This is a genomic window from Streptomyces sp. NPDC058579, from assembly GCF_042718575.1.
GTDB lineage: Bacteria > Actinomycetota > Actinomycetes > Streptomycetales > Streptomycetaceae > Streptomyces.
Genome location: NZ_JBHXPI010000045.1, coordinates 1 through 15204, shown reverse-complemented (window position 1 = coordinate 15204; position 15204 = coordinate 1). Strand labels below are relative to the sequence as shown.

Below are 15204 nucleotides of genomic sequence, written 5' to 3'. Positions count from 1 at the left end.
GACTCCCCTCCGGCCCTCGCCGACTTCTCAGGCCCTCAGGGCGCGTACCCCGAGACGACGACACCACTGGCGAGGGAGATGAAGACGGCCCCGCCGGCGACCAGCACCCCGGAGGCGAACTCCCCGCCCTCGACCGCGCCCGATCCCTCGGGCGCCTGAAAGTCCCTCTCGTCCTCGCCGCGGGAGGTGGTCGGGGGATCGGTCACAGGCACCGACGTGACTGCTCGCTCCGACACGGACAGCACCCGGTCGCCCGCGAACGCGATCGACGATCCCGCGCGATCGAGCTGCCGACTCCACCGCTCGGCTCCCGACTTCAGGTCGTACGTGGCAAGCCGCTCGCCGTCGATCAGCGCCACCACCCCCGCGGAGTTCACCGCGGGCGGGACCGTCACCTGCATCCCCTTCCCGATGGTCCGCTCCCGCCGCAGGGTCCGGGCGTCGAGCACATCGACGCCGCCTCGCCCCGACGGCGGACACAGGACGCGGCCCGAGCGGACGACGATGTTGAAGCAGCTGTCGAGCTCCCGCGCCCGGGCCGTCTCCTTCCCCGTCCCGGCGTCCAGCGCCCGCACCGAGCCGTCCCCGGTGACGTACACCTGCCCGCCCGCCACGACCGGTGACTCGGGGAAGACGGAGACCGGCGTCCGCCACCGTTCCTTCGGCTTGGCGCCCGCAAGCCCGACCGCCGTCACCAAGCCGCCCGGGTTCTCCATGTCCGTGCTGTCGATGTACGTCGTGTACAGGACGTCGCCTCGCAGATCCGTCCCCTTGACCGCGTACACACCCCCGGGCCCGGGCTGCCGCGCCACCTCCTTGCCGTCGCTAAGCCGGTACCCGACGAGCCCGTCGTGCGCGGTGATCCAGGCCACGTCCCCGACGACCGCCGGGTACTGAGAGCCGGTCTGCAGCTCCTGGCCCCTCGACGGCTTCGTCCAGAGCTGCGTCCCGTCAGCGGCGCGCAGCGCGACCGCGGAGCCGCCGTCGCCCGAGCAGACCAGCACCTCGGGGCCGAGCGAGCAGGGGCCGACGCCCGCCGGCACTTGCACCCCCCACGGGGACCAGCCCTTCGGCCGGGCCTTGTGGTCGGAGCCGTCCTTGCCGAAGTCGCCCGCGTGCCCCTCGCCCCCGTACGGCTGGATCACATGGTCGAGCGCCACGGGCCCCGCGCTCGGCGTCGGCGTGCGACTTCCCGAACTCGCGCCGCCGCTCGGCGTGGCCCCCGCCGAGCCGCCCTGCCCGCCCTGCCCGCCGGACCCGGCCTCCCGGTTGAGCACCACGACCCCCACGGTCGCGAGGACCGCCACGGCCACCGCTCCCGCCGCGATCCGCCCCCACGGACGGCGACGCGGCTCCGACGCCTCGACGGCCGCGGGCCGCCGGCCCGCCACCGTGGGGGAGTACGGGACCACAGGGCCGATCGTCGGCAGATCCGCCACGCCCGTGCCCGAGGCCGCCGCCTCACCGATCCGCCGCGCAGAGTCCCCGTACTCCGCGAGCAGCGACAGCACCCCGCCCGGCCACGGGAACGCCGTCGGCACCTCCGCGCCCAGCAGCTCCACCAGCTCCGCCGCCGTCGGACGTTCCGCCGGGTCGAGCCGCAGACACCGCTCCAGGACCGGCCGCAACTCCTCCGGCACGCCGGACAGTTCGGCGTCCGCCCGGCTGATCCGGAAGATGACCGACGCCAACTCCTCGTCGTGGAACGGTCCGCGCCCGCTCGCCGCGAACGCGAGCACCGCGCCCAGACAGAAGACGTCCGACGCGGGCACGACCGCCCGGCTCCCGACCAGGTGCTCCGGCGTCATGAACCCCGGCGAGCCCACCACGAGCCCCGTCGAGGTGAGCGCCGTCGCCTCGAAGGCCTGCGCGATGCCGAAGTCGATGAGCTTGGGCCCGGAGGCCCCCAGCAGCACGTTCGCGGGCTTCAGGTCCCGGTGCAGCACCTGCGCCCGGTGCACCGAGTCAAGGGCCCGCGCGAGCGCGGCGCCCAGCGCCCGTACCGCCGCGACGGGCAGCGCCCCGGCCCGGGTGACGGCCTCGGCGAGCGAGGGCCCGGGGACGTACTCGGTCGCCAGCCACGGCACGGCCGTGTCGGCGTCCGCGTCGACGAGCAGCGCGGCGTACGGGCTGCTCACGGCCCGCGCGGCCGTGATCTCGCGCCGGAACCGGGTCCGGAAGTCGCCGTCGACCTCCAGGTCCTCCCGGACGGTCTTCACGGCGACCATCCGGTACGGATCGGCCGTCGGCTCGTCCGCCCGGCACGCCAGATGGACCTCACCCATGCCGCCCGCGCCCAGCCGGGCGAGCAGCCGGTAGGGGCCGACGAGGCGCGGCGGCTGCCCGGAGGGCAGTGCTTCCAGCACCGAACACGTCCTTTCAGTACGCCACTTGGAGGTTCAGTACGTCACTTGGGGAGTTCGACGGAGGCGACGATGCCCTGGTCGTAGGCGATGTGGGCGATCCCGCCGATGACCAGCACCTCGGGGGACCGGATCATTTCGGCGAAGTCGAGCTCGTCCTTCTCCGCGCGCGGACCCGGTGCCCCCGGGACCGGCCGCACGTCCAGTGCGGAGGGCTTGCCGTCCTTGCCGATCCGCACGGTGTAGAGCGAGGTGTAGTCGGCGTACACGACCTGGTCACCGGCGAGCAGGGGCGCCGACAGCGCCTGCCGCAGCCCCGCCGGGGCGGCCTTGATCGGGTACTGACCGAGCCGCGACCCCGTCTTCGCGTCATGGACCGATACGCCCTTGTCGCCGGTGGCGACGACCGTCCGTGAGTCCATCGCCGCGGCGTTCAGCGCCGCCACCGGAGCGGGTAGGGCGGCTCTGGGCGCGAGGGTGGCCGAGTCCATGACGTGCAGCATGGTCCGCTCCGACCCGTCCACGGGGTCGATCACGAGATCGGTGCAGTACGCCGCGGGACCGAGAACCTTCATGGTCACGCAGCCCTCGGCCTCCTTGGGTACTTGCCCAAGCAGGGAGCCGCTCTTGGCCTCGTACGCCACGATTCCGGCGTCGCTCAGCGCGTACACCCGGCCCTGCGCGAAGGCCACGGCGTCGAAGGGGCGGAACTGCGAGCGGGCGAGGGACGCGTTGGTCAGCGACTTGGTCCACAGCTGACGGCCGTCGGCCAGGGAGAACGCGCTCAGGAAGACCATGGTCCTGCCCGTGACCTCGTCCGTGGTGGAACGGGTCGTGGCGAAGACCACCCCGTCGCCCACGAGCGGTCTGCTGTTCTGGTCCTGCGCGCCCCAGGCCTTCTCCTCCCAGCGGACCTTCCCGCTCCGCGCGTCCCGCACCTGGAGCTTCTCGCCGGAGGTGAGGACAACGGCAGAACCGTGGACCGCCGGTCGCGCGGTCGCACCGGCGACGAAGATCCCACCGGTGGGTCCGATGAAGCTCTGGCCGTCGCGCGAGTCCGGCACCAGGTCCGCCTCCCACAGCCGCTTCCCACTAGCCGGATCCAGCGCCTCGTACCGCCCGTCCACCGTCCGGCACACCACCACGGACTCCCCGGCCGAGCAGCCGAACGCCGGGGCCGTCAGCTTGGCCTGCCACGGCTTCCAGCCGGCCGGCCGCTGCGCCGGGTTCTGCGGGACGACCCCGGAGGCGTCGGACAGGCCCCGGTCGTCGACGCCGGCGACCTTCGCGACGGCCGGCGCGGTCGCGGGCGGCGGAGCCGCCTTCGCCGGCGGGGCCTTCTTCTCGCCCTCCGGCCACAGCAGGTACGCGCCCACCCCCGCACCGAGCACCGCGAGCGCCACCACCCCCGCGATCACCCCACGCCGCCGCTTCCCCGGAGCGACCGGAGGCACCCCCACCGCCCCCATCGTCGGCAGCTGGTCCATCCCGGGTCCCGGCGCGGGCGCCACCGCCGGGACCTCCACCAGCGGGCCCCCCGACGCCACCAGCTGCGCCAACTCCCGCCCGTACTCGCCGATGTGGTCCCGCACGCCCTCCGGCCACGCCGGCCGGCGCTCGCCGCCGAGGAGCGCCACCAGCTCCGCCGGGGTCGGCCGCTCGGCCGGGGCGAGGCGCAGGCAGCGTTCCAGCACCGGGCGCAGGTCGTCCGGTACGCGGCTCAGGTCCGCCTCCGCCTGGGAGACGCGGTACAGGACGGCCGCCAGCGGGCCGTCCCCGAAGGGGTCCTCGCCGGTCGCCGCGTAGCAGAGCAGGGAGCCCAGGCAGAAGACGTCCGAGGCGCCCGTGACGTGCCGCGCGCCCAGGACGTGCTCGGGCGACATGAAGGCCGGGGTGCCGACCATCATTCCGGTCGCGGTCATGGTCGTGGCGCCGGTGCTGCGGGCGATGCCGAAGTCGATCAGGCGCGGGCCGTCCACGGAGAGCATCACGTTGCCCGGCTTGAGGTCACGGTGCAGCACCCCGGCGGTGTGCAGGTCGTCGAGCGCGCGGGCGATCCCGGCGCCCAGCTCCCGTACCGTCGCCACCGGCAGCGCGCCGCCCCGCCGCACGGCCTGCGACAGGCTCGGCCCGGGCACGTACGCGGTCGCAAGCCACGGCACCTCGGCGTCCGCGTCCCCGCCCTCCGGCGCGGCGGCGTACGTGCTCCGCACCAGGCCCGCGACCTTGACCTCGCGGCGGAAGCGGTCCCGGAAGGCGGGCTCGGAGGCCACGTCCCGCCGTACGGTCTTCACGGCGACGAAGGTGCCCCCGCGGTCCGCCCGGCCCAGGAAGACCTCTCCCATGCCGCCGGCTCCGAGCCGGGCCAACAACTCGTACGGTCCGATCTGCCGTGGCGTGCCCTCACGCAGCGGTCCCAGCACGTCTCATCTCCCCCTTGTGACGCGACGTGACATGACGTCAGCCCGCATCATTACATGTGCATGCACAGCGAAGGGCCGGACCCCCGAAGGGGTCCGGCCCTCGTCACTGCGAGCGGGCTCAGCCGGTGTACGGCTTGGCGCTGAGGATCTTCACCGCGGCCTTGTTGCCGTTCGGAAGTTCGTACTCGGCGTCCTCGCCGGCCTTCTTGCCGTTCACGCCCACGCCGAGCGGGGACTGCGGGGAGTACGTCTCGATGGCGCTGCTGGCGTACTCGCGCGAGGCCAGCAGGAAGGTCATCGTGTCGTCCTCGTCGCCGTCGAAGGCGATCGTCACGACCATGCCGGGGGCGACGACGCCCTCGTCGGCCTGGGCCTCGCCGACCTTGGCGTGCTCCAGGAGCTGGGTCAGCTGGCGGACCCGGAGCTCCTGCTTGCCCTGCTCCTCCTTGGCCGCGTGGTACCCGCCGTTCTCGCGCAGGTCGCCCTCCTCGCGCGCCGCGGCGATCTTGCCGGCGATCTCGGTTCGCGCGGGACCAGACAGGTACTCCAGCTCGGCCTTCAGCTGGTTGTACGCCTCCTGGGTGAGCCAGGTGACGTTGTCGCTGGTCTGGGTCACAGGTGCTCCTCGTAGGTACTGGGAATACAAAGCATCGCCCTACCCAGAAGGTTTTCCTTCCCGGGCGGGCGAAACCACGAGCCTAACAATTAGTGGCAGAAAGGGGGAGGACATAAACCATCAAGATGGCGTCACGCCTGGTCAGCGAGTGAACCAGGGTCCGACGCGCCACCCGGTCCCTACCCACCGCTACGGCGCGCTACACCCGACCAGCTCCGCGCTGGTCGCCCGCGCGGTCGTCCGAACGGTCACCACGGTGTCGATCCGCCCCCGCGCCTCGTCGAAGCGGACGTCCTTGCGACCCACCTCGGCCCCGTCCTCGGAGCGGGAGCGCAGCGTGCAGACGCCCTGCGCGTCGACGTCCTTGCGGACCTCCAGGTGCACCTGCACCTCGGTGTCGCTCACCACGTCGAATTTGATCATCTCGGCGCTGATCCTGCTCTCGACGACGTAGTGCCAGCCGAACCAGCCCATGAGCCCGAGGAACAGCACGCCGAGAACCGCACCGGCGATCTTGAGTTTGCGGTCGGCGCGCTCGTCCGCGGAGCGCCCGTAGCGCCCCTCGGGCAGCTGCTCTCGCACCGCGCTCATGATCGTTCCTCTCGCAGCGGGGGTGGGAATTTTCCGACCCCCGGTTTCCGTCACTATAGAGACCTCCCTCAGCGACGAATCACAGAGGATCGAGTCTTGACTGAGCAGCTGCGACTGATGGCCGTTCACGCCCACCCCGACGACGAGTCGAGCAAGGGCGCGGCGACGATGGCCAAGTACGTGTCCGAGGGGGTGGACGTGCTCGTGGTCACGTGCACGGGCGGCGAGCGTGGCTCCGTCCTCAACCCCAAGCTCCAGGGCGACGCCTACATCGAGGCGAACATCCACGAGGTGCGCCGCAAGGAGATGGACGAGGCCCGGGAGATCCTGGGCGTCGAGCAGGAGTGGCTCGGCTTCGTCGACTCCGGCCTGCCGGAGGGCGACCCGCTGCCCCCGCTCCCCGAGGGCTGTTTCGCCCTGGAGGACGTCGACACGGCGGCCGGGGCCCTGGTCCGCAAGATCCGCGCGTTCCGTCCGCAGGTCATCACCACCTACGACGAGAACGGCGGGTACCCGCACCCCGACCACATCATGACCCACAAGATCACGATGGTGGCCTTCGAGGGCGCGGCCGACACCGAGAAGTACCCGGAGGCCGAGTTCGGCCCGGCGTACCAGCCGCAGAAGCTCTACTACAACCAGGGCTTCAACCGCCCCCGCACCGAGGCCCTGCACCGGGCGCTCCTCGACCGGGGCATGGAGTCGCCGTACGGCGACTGGCTGAAGCGCTGGGACGAGTTCGAGCGCACGGAGCGGATCCTGACCACGCACGTCCCGTGCGCGGAGTTCTACGAGATCCGCGACAAGGCCCTGATCGCGCACCGTACGCAGATCGACCCGGACGGTGGCTGGTTCCGGGTGCCGATGGAGATCCAGAAGGAGGTCTGGCCGACGGAGGAGTACGAGCTCAGCAAGTCGCTGGTGCCCACCTCCCTCCCCGAGGACGACCTCTTCGCGGGCATCCGCGACAATGCCTGACATGAGCGCACACCTGGCACTGACCCAGCTTGTCCCCTTCGCCGCCGATGAGCTGGACAAGAACAAGGTCACCCCCGGCGTCCTCGGCTTCGTCGTCTTCGCCGTGATGGCCGTCGCCGTCTGGATGCTGATGAAGTCGATGAACCGCCACATGGGCAAGGTCTCCTTCGAGGAGGCCCCGGACCCGAAGGCGGCCCCCGCCGCCGCCAAGGCCGCCCCGCGGGAGTAGCACGACGGCCGTCAGGTGCGGGTTCCCCTGAGGGAGCCCGCACCTCGGCGACCCCGGGTACACGGGAGCCCGCACCTAGGCGACCCCGGGTTCCCCGAGAGGGAGCCCGCACCTAGAGGCTCACACCTCACCCCACCCCCACCGGCACCCCCATCACCTCGCGCGCGTGGCGGTTCGGGACCATGCCCAGCTGCCAGGCCTGCCAGCCCGCCTCCAGCTGCACGCCCCGCTCCAGGACCAGCGTGTACGCCTCCGCGCAGTCCTCCACCTTGCCGTCCCGGGTCGCGTGCCGGTCCTGGATCAGGACGGCCAGCTCCTCCTGGGCCACCGCCGTGCCCACCTCCGCCCCGCCCGGCGAGGCGTACGGGAGCAGCGTGCAGCGCAGGAAGCGGGCCCAGTCGGCGCCCCGCCGGTCGACGTACGACAGGAACAGCCGCTCCGCCTCCCCGCACAGCTCCAGGGCCTGCGCCGTCTTCCCGTTCCCGGCGTCCACGATCGCCAGCTCCAGGCACGTCCACGCCTCGCCGTGGGCCACCCCGATGCGATGGAAGTCCGCCCGCGCGTCCACCAGGAGCTGCCGGGCGAAGCCGGAGTTGCGCAGATTGCCGGTCTGGGCCGCCCGCTGGTCGCGGGTGACCCGCCCCGAGTGGTGCCGGGCGCACGCGAGCCCGTACACGTCCCGCATCCGGGAGAACATCGTGCGCGCCCGTTCCAGCTCCCGTACCGCCTGGTCCAGGTCCCCGCGCTCCTCCAGGGCGTGCCCCAGGTAGTACAGCGTCCAGGCCTCGCCCCGGGCGTCCTCCTGCTCGCGGTGGCGGGCAAGGGCCCGGCGCAGCCCGTCGACCGCGGGCGCGATCTCGCCCTCGACGAGCCGGCCCCGGGCCAGCTGGGTCAGCGCCCACGCCTCCCCGCGCCCGTCGCGGGTCCGCCCGTACAGGTCCAGAGCCGTACGCAGCTCGGTGTCGGCCCGCTCCACGTCGCCCATGCGCAGACAGACCTGGCCGAGCTGGAAGTGCGCCCAGGCCTCGCCGTGCAGGGACTCGTTCTCCCGGTGCAGCTCCAGGGCCTCGCCCAGCAGCGACAGCGCCTCCGCCAGGTTCGCCCGGTCCCGCTCGACCGCCGCGAGGGCGTGCATCGTCCAGCCCCGGTCGGCCGCGAGCGAGGCCGGCTCCTGGAGCGCCAGCGCCTCCCGCAGCTTCGCCGAGGCCTCCGCGAGGTTGCCCTGGTGGTGCAGGGTGATCCCGAGCGAGCAGAGCGCGAGCGCCGCCCCCGCGTCCTGGTGCGCCTCCTGGTAGAGGGAGACCACCGAGGTCAGCGTGGTGCGCGCCTTGTCGAGCTCGCCGAGCTGCCGGGCGGCGATACCGGTCCGCCACTGCACCGACCGGGACAGCAGCCCCTGCCCGACCGCGTCCGTCAGCTCGTTGATCTCGCCGAGCCGGTAGAGGTCGCCGCGCAGCAGGCAGTAGTCGCAGAGCGCGCCGAGCAGGTTCAGTACCGCCTGCTGGTCGACGCCCTCCGCGTGCCGCAGGGCGGCGGTGATGAAGCTCGACTCGTCGTCCAGCCAGCGCAGCGCCGCGTCCAGCGAGCCGAAGCCGTGCCCGTCGAAGCGGTCCGCGCGGGTCGACATCTTGCCGTCGACCATCCGGATCACCGCGTCCGCGAGCTCCGCGTAGCTCTGGATCAGCCGCTCCTGCGCCGCCGCGATCGCCGCCGCGTCCTCCTCGTCCGTCAGCCGGGCCGCCGCGAACCCGCGCACCGCGTCGTGCAGCCGGTACCGCTCCCCGCGCACATGGTCCAGGAGCCCCGCCCTGGCCAGCTCCGCGAGCAGCCGCGCCCCCTCCTGCCCGCTCGCGCCGAGCAGCGCCCCGGCCGCGGCGGCCCCCAGCGAGGCCCGCCCGGCGAGCGCGAGCCGCCGCAGCAGCCGCCGCCCGTCCTCGTCGAGATCGGTGAAGTACCGCACGGAAAGGGCCCGTTCGAGGGGATCCGCGCTCCCTCGGCCGGCAAGCGACCGCGCGAGCTCGCCCATCGACCGCCGGCCCAGCGAGGAACCGGCGACCCGCAGTGCCAGCGGCAGCCCGCCGCACAGCTCCCGGACCTCCCCGAACGCCTCGGAGTCGTACGGCCCCGGATCCGGCGCCTGCGCCGCCTCCCGCAGCAGCTCCTCCGCGCCCGCTGCGTCAAGCGCCGCCACCGGCAGCGCGTGCACCGACGCCGGCACGTCCGCGCCCAGGTCCAGCGGCTCCCGGCAGGTGACCAGGACCAGACTGTCCGAGCGCTCCGGCAGCAGCACCCGGACCTGCTCCGCCTCCACCGCGTCGTCCAGGATCACCGTCACGGCCAGACCGGTCAGATGCTGGTGGTACAACTCGCCCAGCCTGCGCACCTGTTGCTCCGCAGACGACCGCTCGCGGAACAGCAGCTGCTCACGCGGCGCGCCGAGCCGGTTCAGCAGGTGCAGCAGCGCCTCCCGGGTCGACAGCGGCTTCTCGCCGCGCGTCCCGCCCCGCAGGTCCACCACGCACGCCCCGCGGAACTGGTCCCGCAGCGTGTGCGCCGCCCGGACCGCGAGCGTCGTACGGCCCGCGCCCTGCTCCCCGTGGAGCATCACGACCGTCGGCCGCGTCCGCGTCGAGGCCCGGCCCGCCTGCACCCACTGCGTGATCTGCGCCAGCTCGGCCCGCCGCCCCGTGAACGGCCCGCCCGGGTCAGGCAGATGGCCGAACGACTGCTCCAGGACGGTACGCCGGCGGGCCGCCGCGCTGCGGTCGGAGCCCCGCAGCTGGGACACCACCTTCTGCGCGGGCTGCTGGGCCGTCGCGAGCAGCACCCGCTGCTGGTCGAGGAACGGCCGCACGCCCCGTACGTCGAGCGCCGTCAGCCACTGCAGCCGCAGCTGCTCGGCGCCGCCCGGCTGGCCGAGCGCGCCCGCTCTTCGGTGGGCGGCCGGCCAGTGCCCCGCGGTCACCTTCAGCACGGTCGTCGCCGCACCCGCCACCGCGACCACGGCCCCGGCGCCGAGCGCCGTCCCGGAGGCCGTGCCGAGCGCCAGGTCCGCGCCGAAGGCGGCGACCGCCGCGACGGCCGTGACCAGCACGGGCGTTCCCACCGCGGCTCTGCTGAATCGATCCCCCAGGGACCGCTGCCCGGCCTCCGTCTCCTCAAGGGCCCGTAGATAGGCCGCGTACTCCTCGCCCGCACTCGCCGCCATGGTGTCCAGCGCGGCCCGGCCGCGTGCCAGCAGCGTCGTGGCGTCGGAGCGGCCCCCGGAGCGCCGCACCTCCTCCTCCACGGCGCGTGCCAACAGCCGCTCGGCATCGGCCCGGTGGCTGTCCCGCATGTGCGTCCCCCTCCGAGAGCTTCCGCTTTCCGGCCCCAAGTGTCCTGCGTGACGCGCGTCGGCGCGAGGGAGCGGTCCGCCCCGCCTACCGAACGCCTGGCCCTCGACACGGCGTCCGATGGCGTTCATCAGCCGAATACCGCGTCCGAGTGACGCCCCGGAACCAATCCGATTTCGGGCAGTTGATCAGCGTGCTTCGGCTAACGGAGCGTCCAGGGCCCTCGAGCTCAAGAAGGAAGACTCGTGATCAAGAAGGTTCTCGCTACGGCGGCAGTTGCGGCTTCGGTCGTCGGTGTGTCGGCGACCGCCGCGTCCGCGGCCGGCAACGACGGCGGCAGCGCCAACATCATCGGCAACACGTCGAAGCAGTCGATCGGCAGCAACTCCACCGGCGGCTACATGAGCCCGAACTTCGGTCTCGTCAACGGTGGCGTCCTCCACTGCTTCGATGTCCAGAAGCTCCAGGCGCAGGTGCCGATCGGCGTCATCGCCGTCCCGGTCGCCGTCCAGGACGTCCTGGGCAACCCGGTCGCGAACCAGACCTGCAACCAGAACGCGGTGCAGCAGAACGGCGACAACGCCCTCTCGCACATCCTGGGCGAGGTCCTCTCGCAGAACGGGAACGTCGGCGGCTGAGTCCGACCGCTCCGTTGAGGCGGCCCCGTTCCTCGCATTCGACCTGCGAGGAACGGGGCCGCTTCGCGTACCACCATCCCTGCCCCGTTCCGGCGCCCGCTACCCGTGGCGTACGACCGGGGCCTCGCCGTGTGCGCGAGGATGGGGGCATGCCGAACAGACTGGCCCATGAGACGTCCCCCTATCTCCTCCAGCACGCCGACAACCCGGTCGACTGGTGGCCGTGGTCGGCCGAGGCCTTCGAGGAGGCCCGCCGCCGCGACGTCCCGGTGCTGCTCAGCGTCGGCTACAGCAGCTGCCACTGGTGCCATGTCATGGCCCACGAGTCCTTCGAGGACGAGACGACCGCCGCCCACGTCAACGAGCACTTCGTCGCCGTCAAGGTCGACCGGGAGGAGCGCCCCGACGTCGACGCCGTCTACATGGAGGCCGTGCAGGCGGCGACCGGGCAGGGTGGCTGGCCGATGACCGTGTTCCTCACCCCGGACGCGGAGCCCTTCTACTTCGGTACGTACTTCCCGCCCGAGGCCCGGCACGGCATGCCCTCCTTCGGTGACGTCCTCGACGGGGTGGCCCGGGCCTGGACCGAACGCCGTGACGAGGTCGGCGAGGTCGCCGGGAAGATCGTCAAGGACCTCTCGGCCCGCTCCCTCGCCTACGGCGGCGACGGCGTGCCCGGTGAGGAGGAGCTGGCGCAGGCGCTGCTCGGCCTGGTCCGCGAGTACGACAGCCGCAGCGGCGGCTTCGGTGGGGCGCCCAAGTTCCCGCCGTCGATGGCGCTGGAGTTCCTGCTCCGCCACCATGCCCGTACGGGAGCGGAGGGCGCGCTGCAGATGGCGGCCGACACGTGCGAGGCGATGGCCAGGGGCGGGATCTACGACCAGCTCGGCGGCGGCTTCGCCCGCTACGCCGTGGACCGCGAGTGGGTCGTCCCGCACTTCGAGAAGATGCTCTACGACAACGCCCTGCTGTGCCGTCTGTACGCGCACCTGTGGCGGGCCACCGGCAGCGGCCTGGCCCGGCGGGTCGCGCTGGAGACGGCCGACTTCATGGTCCGTGAACTGCGCACCCCCGAGGGCGGTTTCGCCTCCGCGCTCGACGCCGACAGTGACGACGGGACCGGCAGGCACGTCGAGGGTGCCTTCTACGTCTGGACTCCGGCGCAGTTGGACGCCGTGCTCGGCGAGGAGGACGGCGCGTACGCGGCGCGGTACTTCGGGGTCACGATCGAGGGCACCTTCGAGGAGGGCGCCTCCGTCCTCCAGCTCCCGCAGGACGCGGGCGTCGCCGACGCCGACCGGATCGCCTCGATCAAGGAGCGGCTGCTCGCCGCCCGCGACGAGCGCGAGCGCCCCGGCCGCGACGACAAGATCGTCGCCGCCTGGAACGGCCTCGCGATCGCCGCGCTCGCCGAGACCGGCGCCTTCTTCGACCGGCCCGACCTCGTCGAGCGCGCCACCGAGGCCGCCGACCTTCTCGTACGGCTCCACATGGGCGAGGGCGCGCGGCTCTCCCGTACCTCCAAGGACGGCAAGGCCGGGGCGAACGCGGGCGTCCTGGAGGACTACGCCGATGTCGCCGAGGGCTTCCTCGCGCTCGCCGGGGTGACCGGCGAGGGCGTCTGGCTGGAGTTCGCGGGCTTCCTCCTCGACATCGTGCTCGACCAGTTCGTCGCCGAGGGCGGCGCGCTCTACGACACCGCCCACGACGCCGAGACCCTGATCCGCCGCCCCCAGGACCCCACCGACAACGCGACCCCGTCCGGCTGGACGGCCGCCGCCGGCGCCCTCCTCTCGTACGCCGCGCACACCGGCTCCGAGGCGCACCGCACCGCCGCCGAGGGCGCGCTCGGCGTGGTCAAGGCGCTCGGTCCGCGCGCGCCCCGGTTCATCGGCTGGGGGCTCGCCACGGCGGAGGCCCTGCTCGACGGGCCGCGCGAGATCGCGGTGGTCGGCGGCCCCGGCGACGACGGCCCGGCCCGGGCGCTGCACCGGACCGCGCTGCTCGGCCCGGCGCCCGGCGCCGTCGTCGCCTTCGGCGCCCCGGACAGCGAGGAGTTCCCGCTGCTCAAGGACCGCCCGCTGGTGAACGGCGGCGCGGCCGCCTATGTCTGCCGCCACTTCACCTGCGACGCGCCGACGACGGACCCGGCCGAACTGGCCCGCTCGCTCTCCGACTAGAGGCAGACGAGGGAGCTGCCTCCGACCGGCCGGTAGAGACCCAGACCCCGGGGAATCGTGCTCGTCGATGTGGAGCGGGCCGCCGGCAGCGGCCGGTCGGAGCGCAGCGCCTCGAACACCTCCGCCGCCTGCTCCCTGTCCCAGGAGAGGGAGGACCCGACGCCCCCGATGGTGGGGTTGAAGCGGGTGATCGGCACCATCGCGAACTCCAGGTCTTCCGGCCGGAGGTGCCGCAGCCGGAAGACGAGCCCGACCATCTCCGGTACGGAGAGGGAGCGTTCGCCCGCCGGCGCGCTCGGCAGAGTCGAGGCGAGCCGCCACAGTCGGACCGGGTCGTCGCGCAGGTTCTTCCCCAGCACCCTCCACATGTTGACGACGAAGCTCTGCTGCTTCTGGATCCGCCCGAAGTCCATCTTCCCGTCCGCGCGCCGCGACCGTACGTACTGCAGCGCCTCGCCGCCCCGGACCCTCTTCGTGCCCGGGGCGAGGTCGATCCCCGTGACCGGGTCCTTGAGCGGCTCCGCCGTGCAGATCGGCACGCCGCCTTCGACGTGCTCCACGCCGTCGACGAAGTGCCGGAAGTCGATCTCCAGATAGCGGTGGACGGGCGTGCCCGTCATCCGTTCGACGCCCTCGATCGTGAACGCGGGTCCGCCTTCCGTGTGAGTCGAGCCGGCCTTCACCAGGTGCGGCGCGTGCACCGTGCCCGTCCGCTGGTCGATGTGTTCCTCGGGGTAGGAGATGAGCGAGTCGCGGGGAATGCTGACCACGCTGACCCGGTCGTCGGCGGCGGAGATGTGCACCAGCATCATCACGTCGGTGCAGTCGCAGCCCTTGCCGCCGGCCTTGAACCGCTTCTTCTCGTCGGCGGTGAGCCCAGCCCGGCTGTCCAGCCCGGCCACCAGGATGTTGAGCCCGTGCGCCGGGGACGGGAGGGCCGGGGCGGCACCCGCGAGCGCCCCCGATCCGAGGGCGACGAGCGCCGCCGAGGCGAGCGCGATCCGGCGGGTGCGGGAGAATCTGACTGCGGTCATATGTGCTCACCACCGAGGTTCGGAAACAGGGGGACCCGCACCGTAAGGCGGGTTTCGTCGCACACAGGTTCGCGACGCGACATGGTCCGGCCGAATCACTCTCCTGCGGGCACTGTGAAATGATGCGGGAACCGCCGTGGAGGGGAGGGAAGATGGCAGCGGATCCCGGGAAATGGGAGCGGATGGCCTTCATTCCGAAGAGCCGTCACGTGGCCGACCCGCCACCTGTCGACAGGGGACCCTTCCCCGTCTATTCCTCGCTCGTGCAGCAGTGGGCGCTGGCCGGGCGCACCGTCCCCGGCATGCCGGACCGCGAGTGGGAGCGGCTGGTCGCGATGCCCGTCTGGCCGCGCTGACGCCTCCGATTGCTTCGACGCCCCAGGTGCGGTGGGCTCAATGGAGTGAATACCGTCCTGGTGGCGATAAGCCGGTTTCCTTTCCGGGGCATGGTCGTTGTGATGTGTGCGGTGGAGGTCGGGGGCTCCAATGCTCCGGCGATTCGCGAAATCCGCGAAATTCCGTCCGCCGCGGAAAGGACCTAAGAAAATGAAGTGCAAGAAGGCCGCGGTCGTCGTCGCCGGACTGTTCATGGCCCTGGGTGCGGCCGCCCCCGCGATGGCGGACGCCGACGCGTACGGTGCGGCCATCGGCTCGCCGGGTGTCCTCTCGGGCAACGTCGTCCAGGTTCCGATTCACGCCCCGATCAACGTCTGCGGCAACTCCGTGAACGTGATCGGCTTCCTGAACCCGGCTGCCTTCAACACCTGCGCCAACTTCTGACGCACGCTCAGGGCCGGCCCCCGGAACGTCCTACGAC

At 72.6% G+C, this 15204-nt stretch carries 12 protein-coding genes; 6 read left to right on the top strand and 6 right to left on the bottom strand.

The window, feature by feature from the left end; genetic code table 11:
* Positions 1-35: 35 nt before the first annotated feature.
* The 4 genes from ACFWRO_RS31725 to ACFWRO_RS31710 form a co-directional block, all read right to left on the bottom strand.
* Complete coding sequence (locus ACFWRO_RS31725) at positions 36-2366, bottom strand: protein kinase (protein WP_384516381.1); 2331 nt, start codon at positions 2364-2366, stop codon at positions 36-38.
* Positions 2367-2407: 41 nt separating this feature from the next.
* On the bottom strand, positions 2408-4786 hold the full coding sequence (locus ACFWRO_RS31720; RefSeq protein ID WP_384516378.1) for a PQQ-binding-like beta-propeller repeat protein: 2379 nt from the start codon (positions 4784-4786) through the stop codon (positions 2408-2410).
* A gap of 118 nt (positions 4787-4904) precedes the next feature.
* Complete coding sequence (gene greA, locus ACFWRO_RS31715; protein ID WP_384516376.1) at positions 4905-5402, bottom strand: transcription elongation factor GreA; 498 nt, start codon at positions 5400-5402, stop codon at positions 4905-4907.
* Positions 5403-5591: 189 nt separating this feature from the next.
* Positions 5592-5993, bottom strand: coding sequence for a DUF4307 domain-containing protein (locus tag ACFWRO_RS31710; protein ID WP_384516374.1), 402 nt, complete (start codon positions 5991-5993; stop codon positions 5592-5594).
* Positions 5994-6089: 96 nt separating this feature from the next.
* Between ACFWRO_RS31710 and mca the strand changes: the two genes are divergently transcribed.
* Positions 6090-6971 carry a mycothiol conjugate amidase Mca gene (mca, locus tag ACFWRO_RS31705; RefSeq protein ID WP_384516371.1) on the top strand — a complete coding sequence of 294 codons (882 nt, stop codon included), beginning with the start codon at positions 6090-6092 and terminating at the stop codon, positions 6969-6971.
* Positions 6964-7200, top strand: a complete 237-nt coding sequence (locus ACFWRO_RS31700; RefSeq protein ID WP_384516368.1) for a hypothetical protein — start codon at positions 6964-6966, stop codon at positions 7198-7200. Before mca ends, ACFWRO_RS31700 begins: the two co-directional genes overlap by 8 nt.
* 127 nt (positions 7201-7327) lie before the next feature.
* Here the strand turns inward: ACFWRO_RS31700 and ACFWRO_RS31695 are convergent, their stop codons facing one another.
* On the bottom strand, positions 7328-10537 hold the full coding sequence (locus ACFWRO_RS31695) for a tetratricopeptide repeat protein (protein ID WP_384516366.1): 3210 nt from the start codon (positions 10535-10537) through the stop codon (positions 7328-7330).
* A 243-nt stretch (positions 10538-10780) separates the two neighbouring features.
* Between ACFWRO_RS31695 and ACFWRO_RS31690 the strand changes: the two genes are divergently transcribed.
* Entirely contained in the window at positions 10781-11173 is a 393-nt protein-coding gene (locus ACFWRO_RS31690; protein WP_384516364.1) for a rodlin, read from the top strand.
* A 149-nt stretch (positions 11174-11322) separates the two neighbouring features.
* Positions 11323-13353, top strand: coding sequence for a thioredoxin domain-containing protein (locus ACFWRO_RS31685; RefSeq protein WP_384516361.1), 2031 nt, complete (start codon positions 11323-11325; stop codon positions 13351-13353).
* On the opposite strand, the gene ACFWRO_RS31680 is transcribed toward ACFWRO_RS31685, so the two are convergent.
* Positions 13350-14387 carry an LCP family protein gene (locus ACFWRO_RS31680; RefSeq protein WP_384516358.1) on the bottom strand — a complete coding sequence of 346 codons (1038 nt, stop codon included), beginning with the start codon at positions 14385-14387 and terminating at the stop codon, positions 13350-13352. The two genes, ACFWRO_RS31685 and ACFWRO_RS31680, sit on opposite strands and share 4 nt — an antisense overlap.
* Before the next feature lie 152 nt (positions 14388-14539).
* On the opposite strand from ACFWRO_RS31680, the gene ACFWRO_RS31675 reads away from it, so the two are divergent.
* The gene (locus ACFWRO_RS31675) at positions 14540-14743 is read left to right on the top strand and encodes a hypothetical protein (RefSeq protein ID WP_384516356.1); all 204 of its coding nucleotides are present in this window, start codon (positions 14540-14542) and stop codon (positions 14741-14743) included.
* Positions 14744-14933: 190 nt separating this feature from the next.
* Positions 14934-15167 (top strand): chaplin, encoded by a 234-nt coding sequence (locus ACFWRO_RS31670; protein ID WP_384516354.1) that lies wholly within the window; start codon positions 14934-14936, stop codon positions 15165-15167.
* Positions 15168-15204 lie beyond the last annotated feature (37 nt).

Bases quoted from the DNA above. Each gene is read 5' to 3' on its own strand.
- ACFWRO_RS31710 (WP_384516374.1), bottom strand. From the start codon at position 5,993: ATGAGCGCGGTGCGAGAGCAGCTGCCCGAGGGGCGCTACGGGCGCTCC.
- ACFWRO_RS31670 (WP_384516354.1), top strand. From the start codon at position 14,934: ATGAAGTGCAAGAAGGCCGCGGTCGTCGTCGCCGGACTGTTCATGGCC.
- ACFWRO_RS31700 (WP_384516368.1), top strand. From the start codon at position 6,964: ATGCCTGACATGAGCGCACACCTGGCACTGACCCAGCTTGTCCCCTTC.
- ACFWRO_RS31685 (WP_384516361.1), top strand. From the start codon at position 11,323: ATGCCGAACAGACTGGCCCATGAGACGTCCCCCTATCTCCTCCAGCAC.
- ACFWRO_RS31695 (WP_384516366.1), bottom strand. From the start codon at position 10,537: ATGCGGGACAGCCACCGGGCCGATGCCGAGCGGCTGTTGGCACGCGCC.
- ACFWRO_RS31675 (WP_384516356.1), top strand. From the start codon at position 14,540: ATGGCAGCGGATCCCGGGAAATGGGAGCGGATGGCCTTCATTCCGAAG.
- ACFWRO_RS31680 (WP_384516358.1), bottom strand. From the start codon at position 14,387: ATGACCGCAGTCAGATTCTCCCGCACCCGCCGGATCGCGCTCGCCTCG.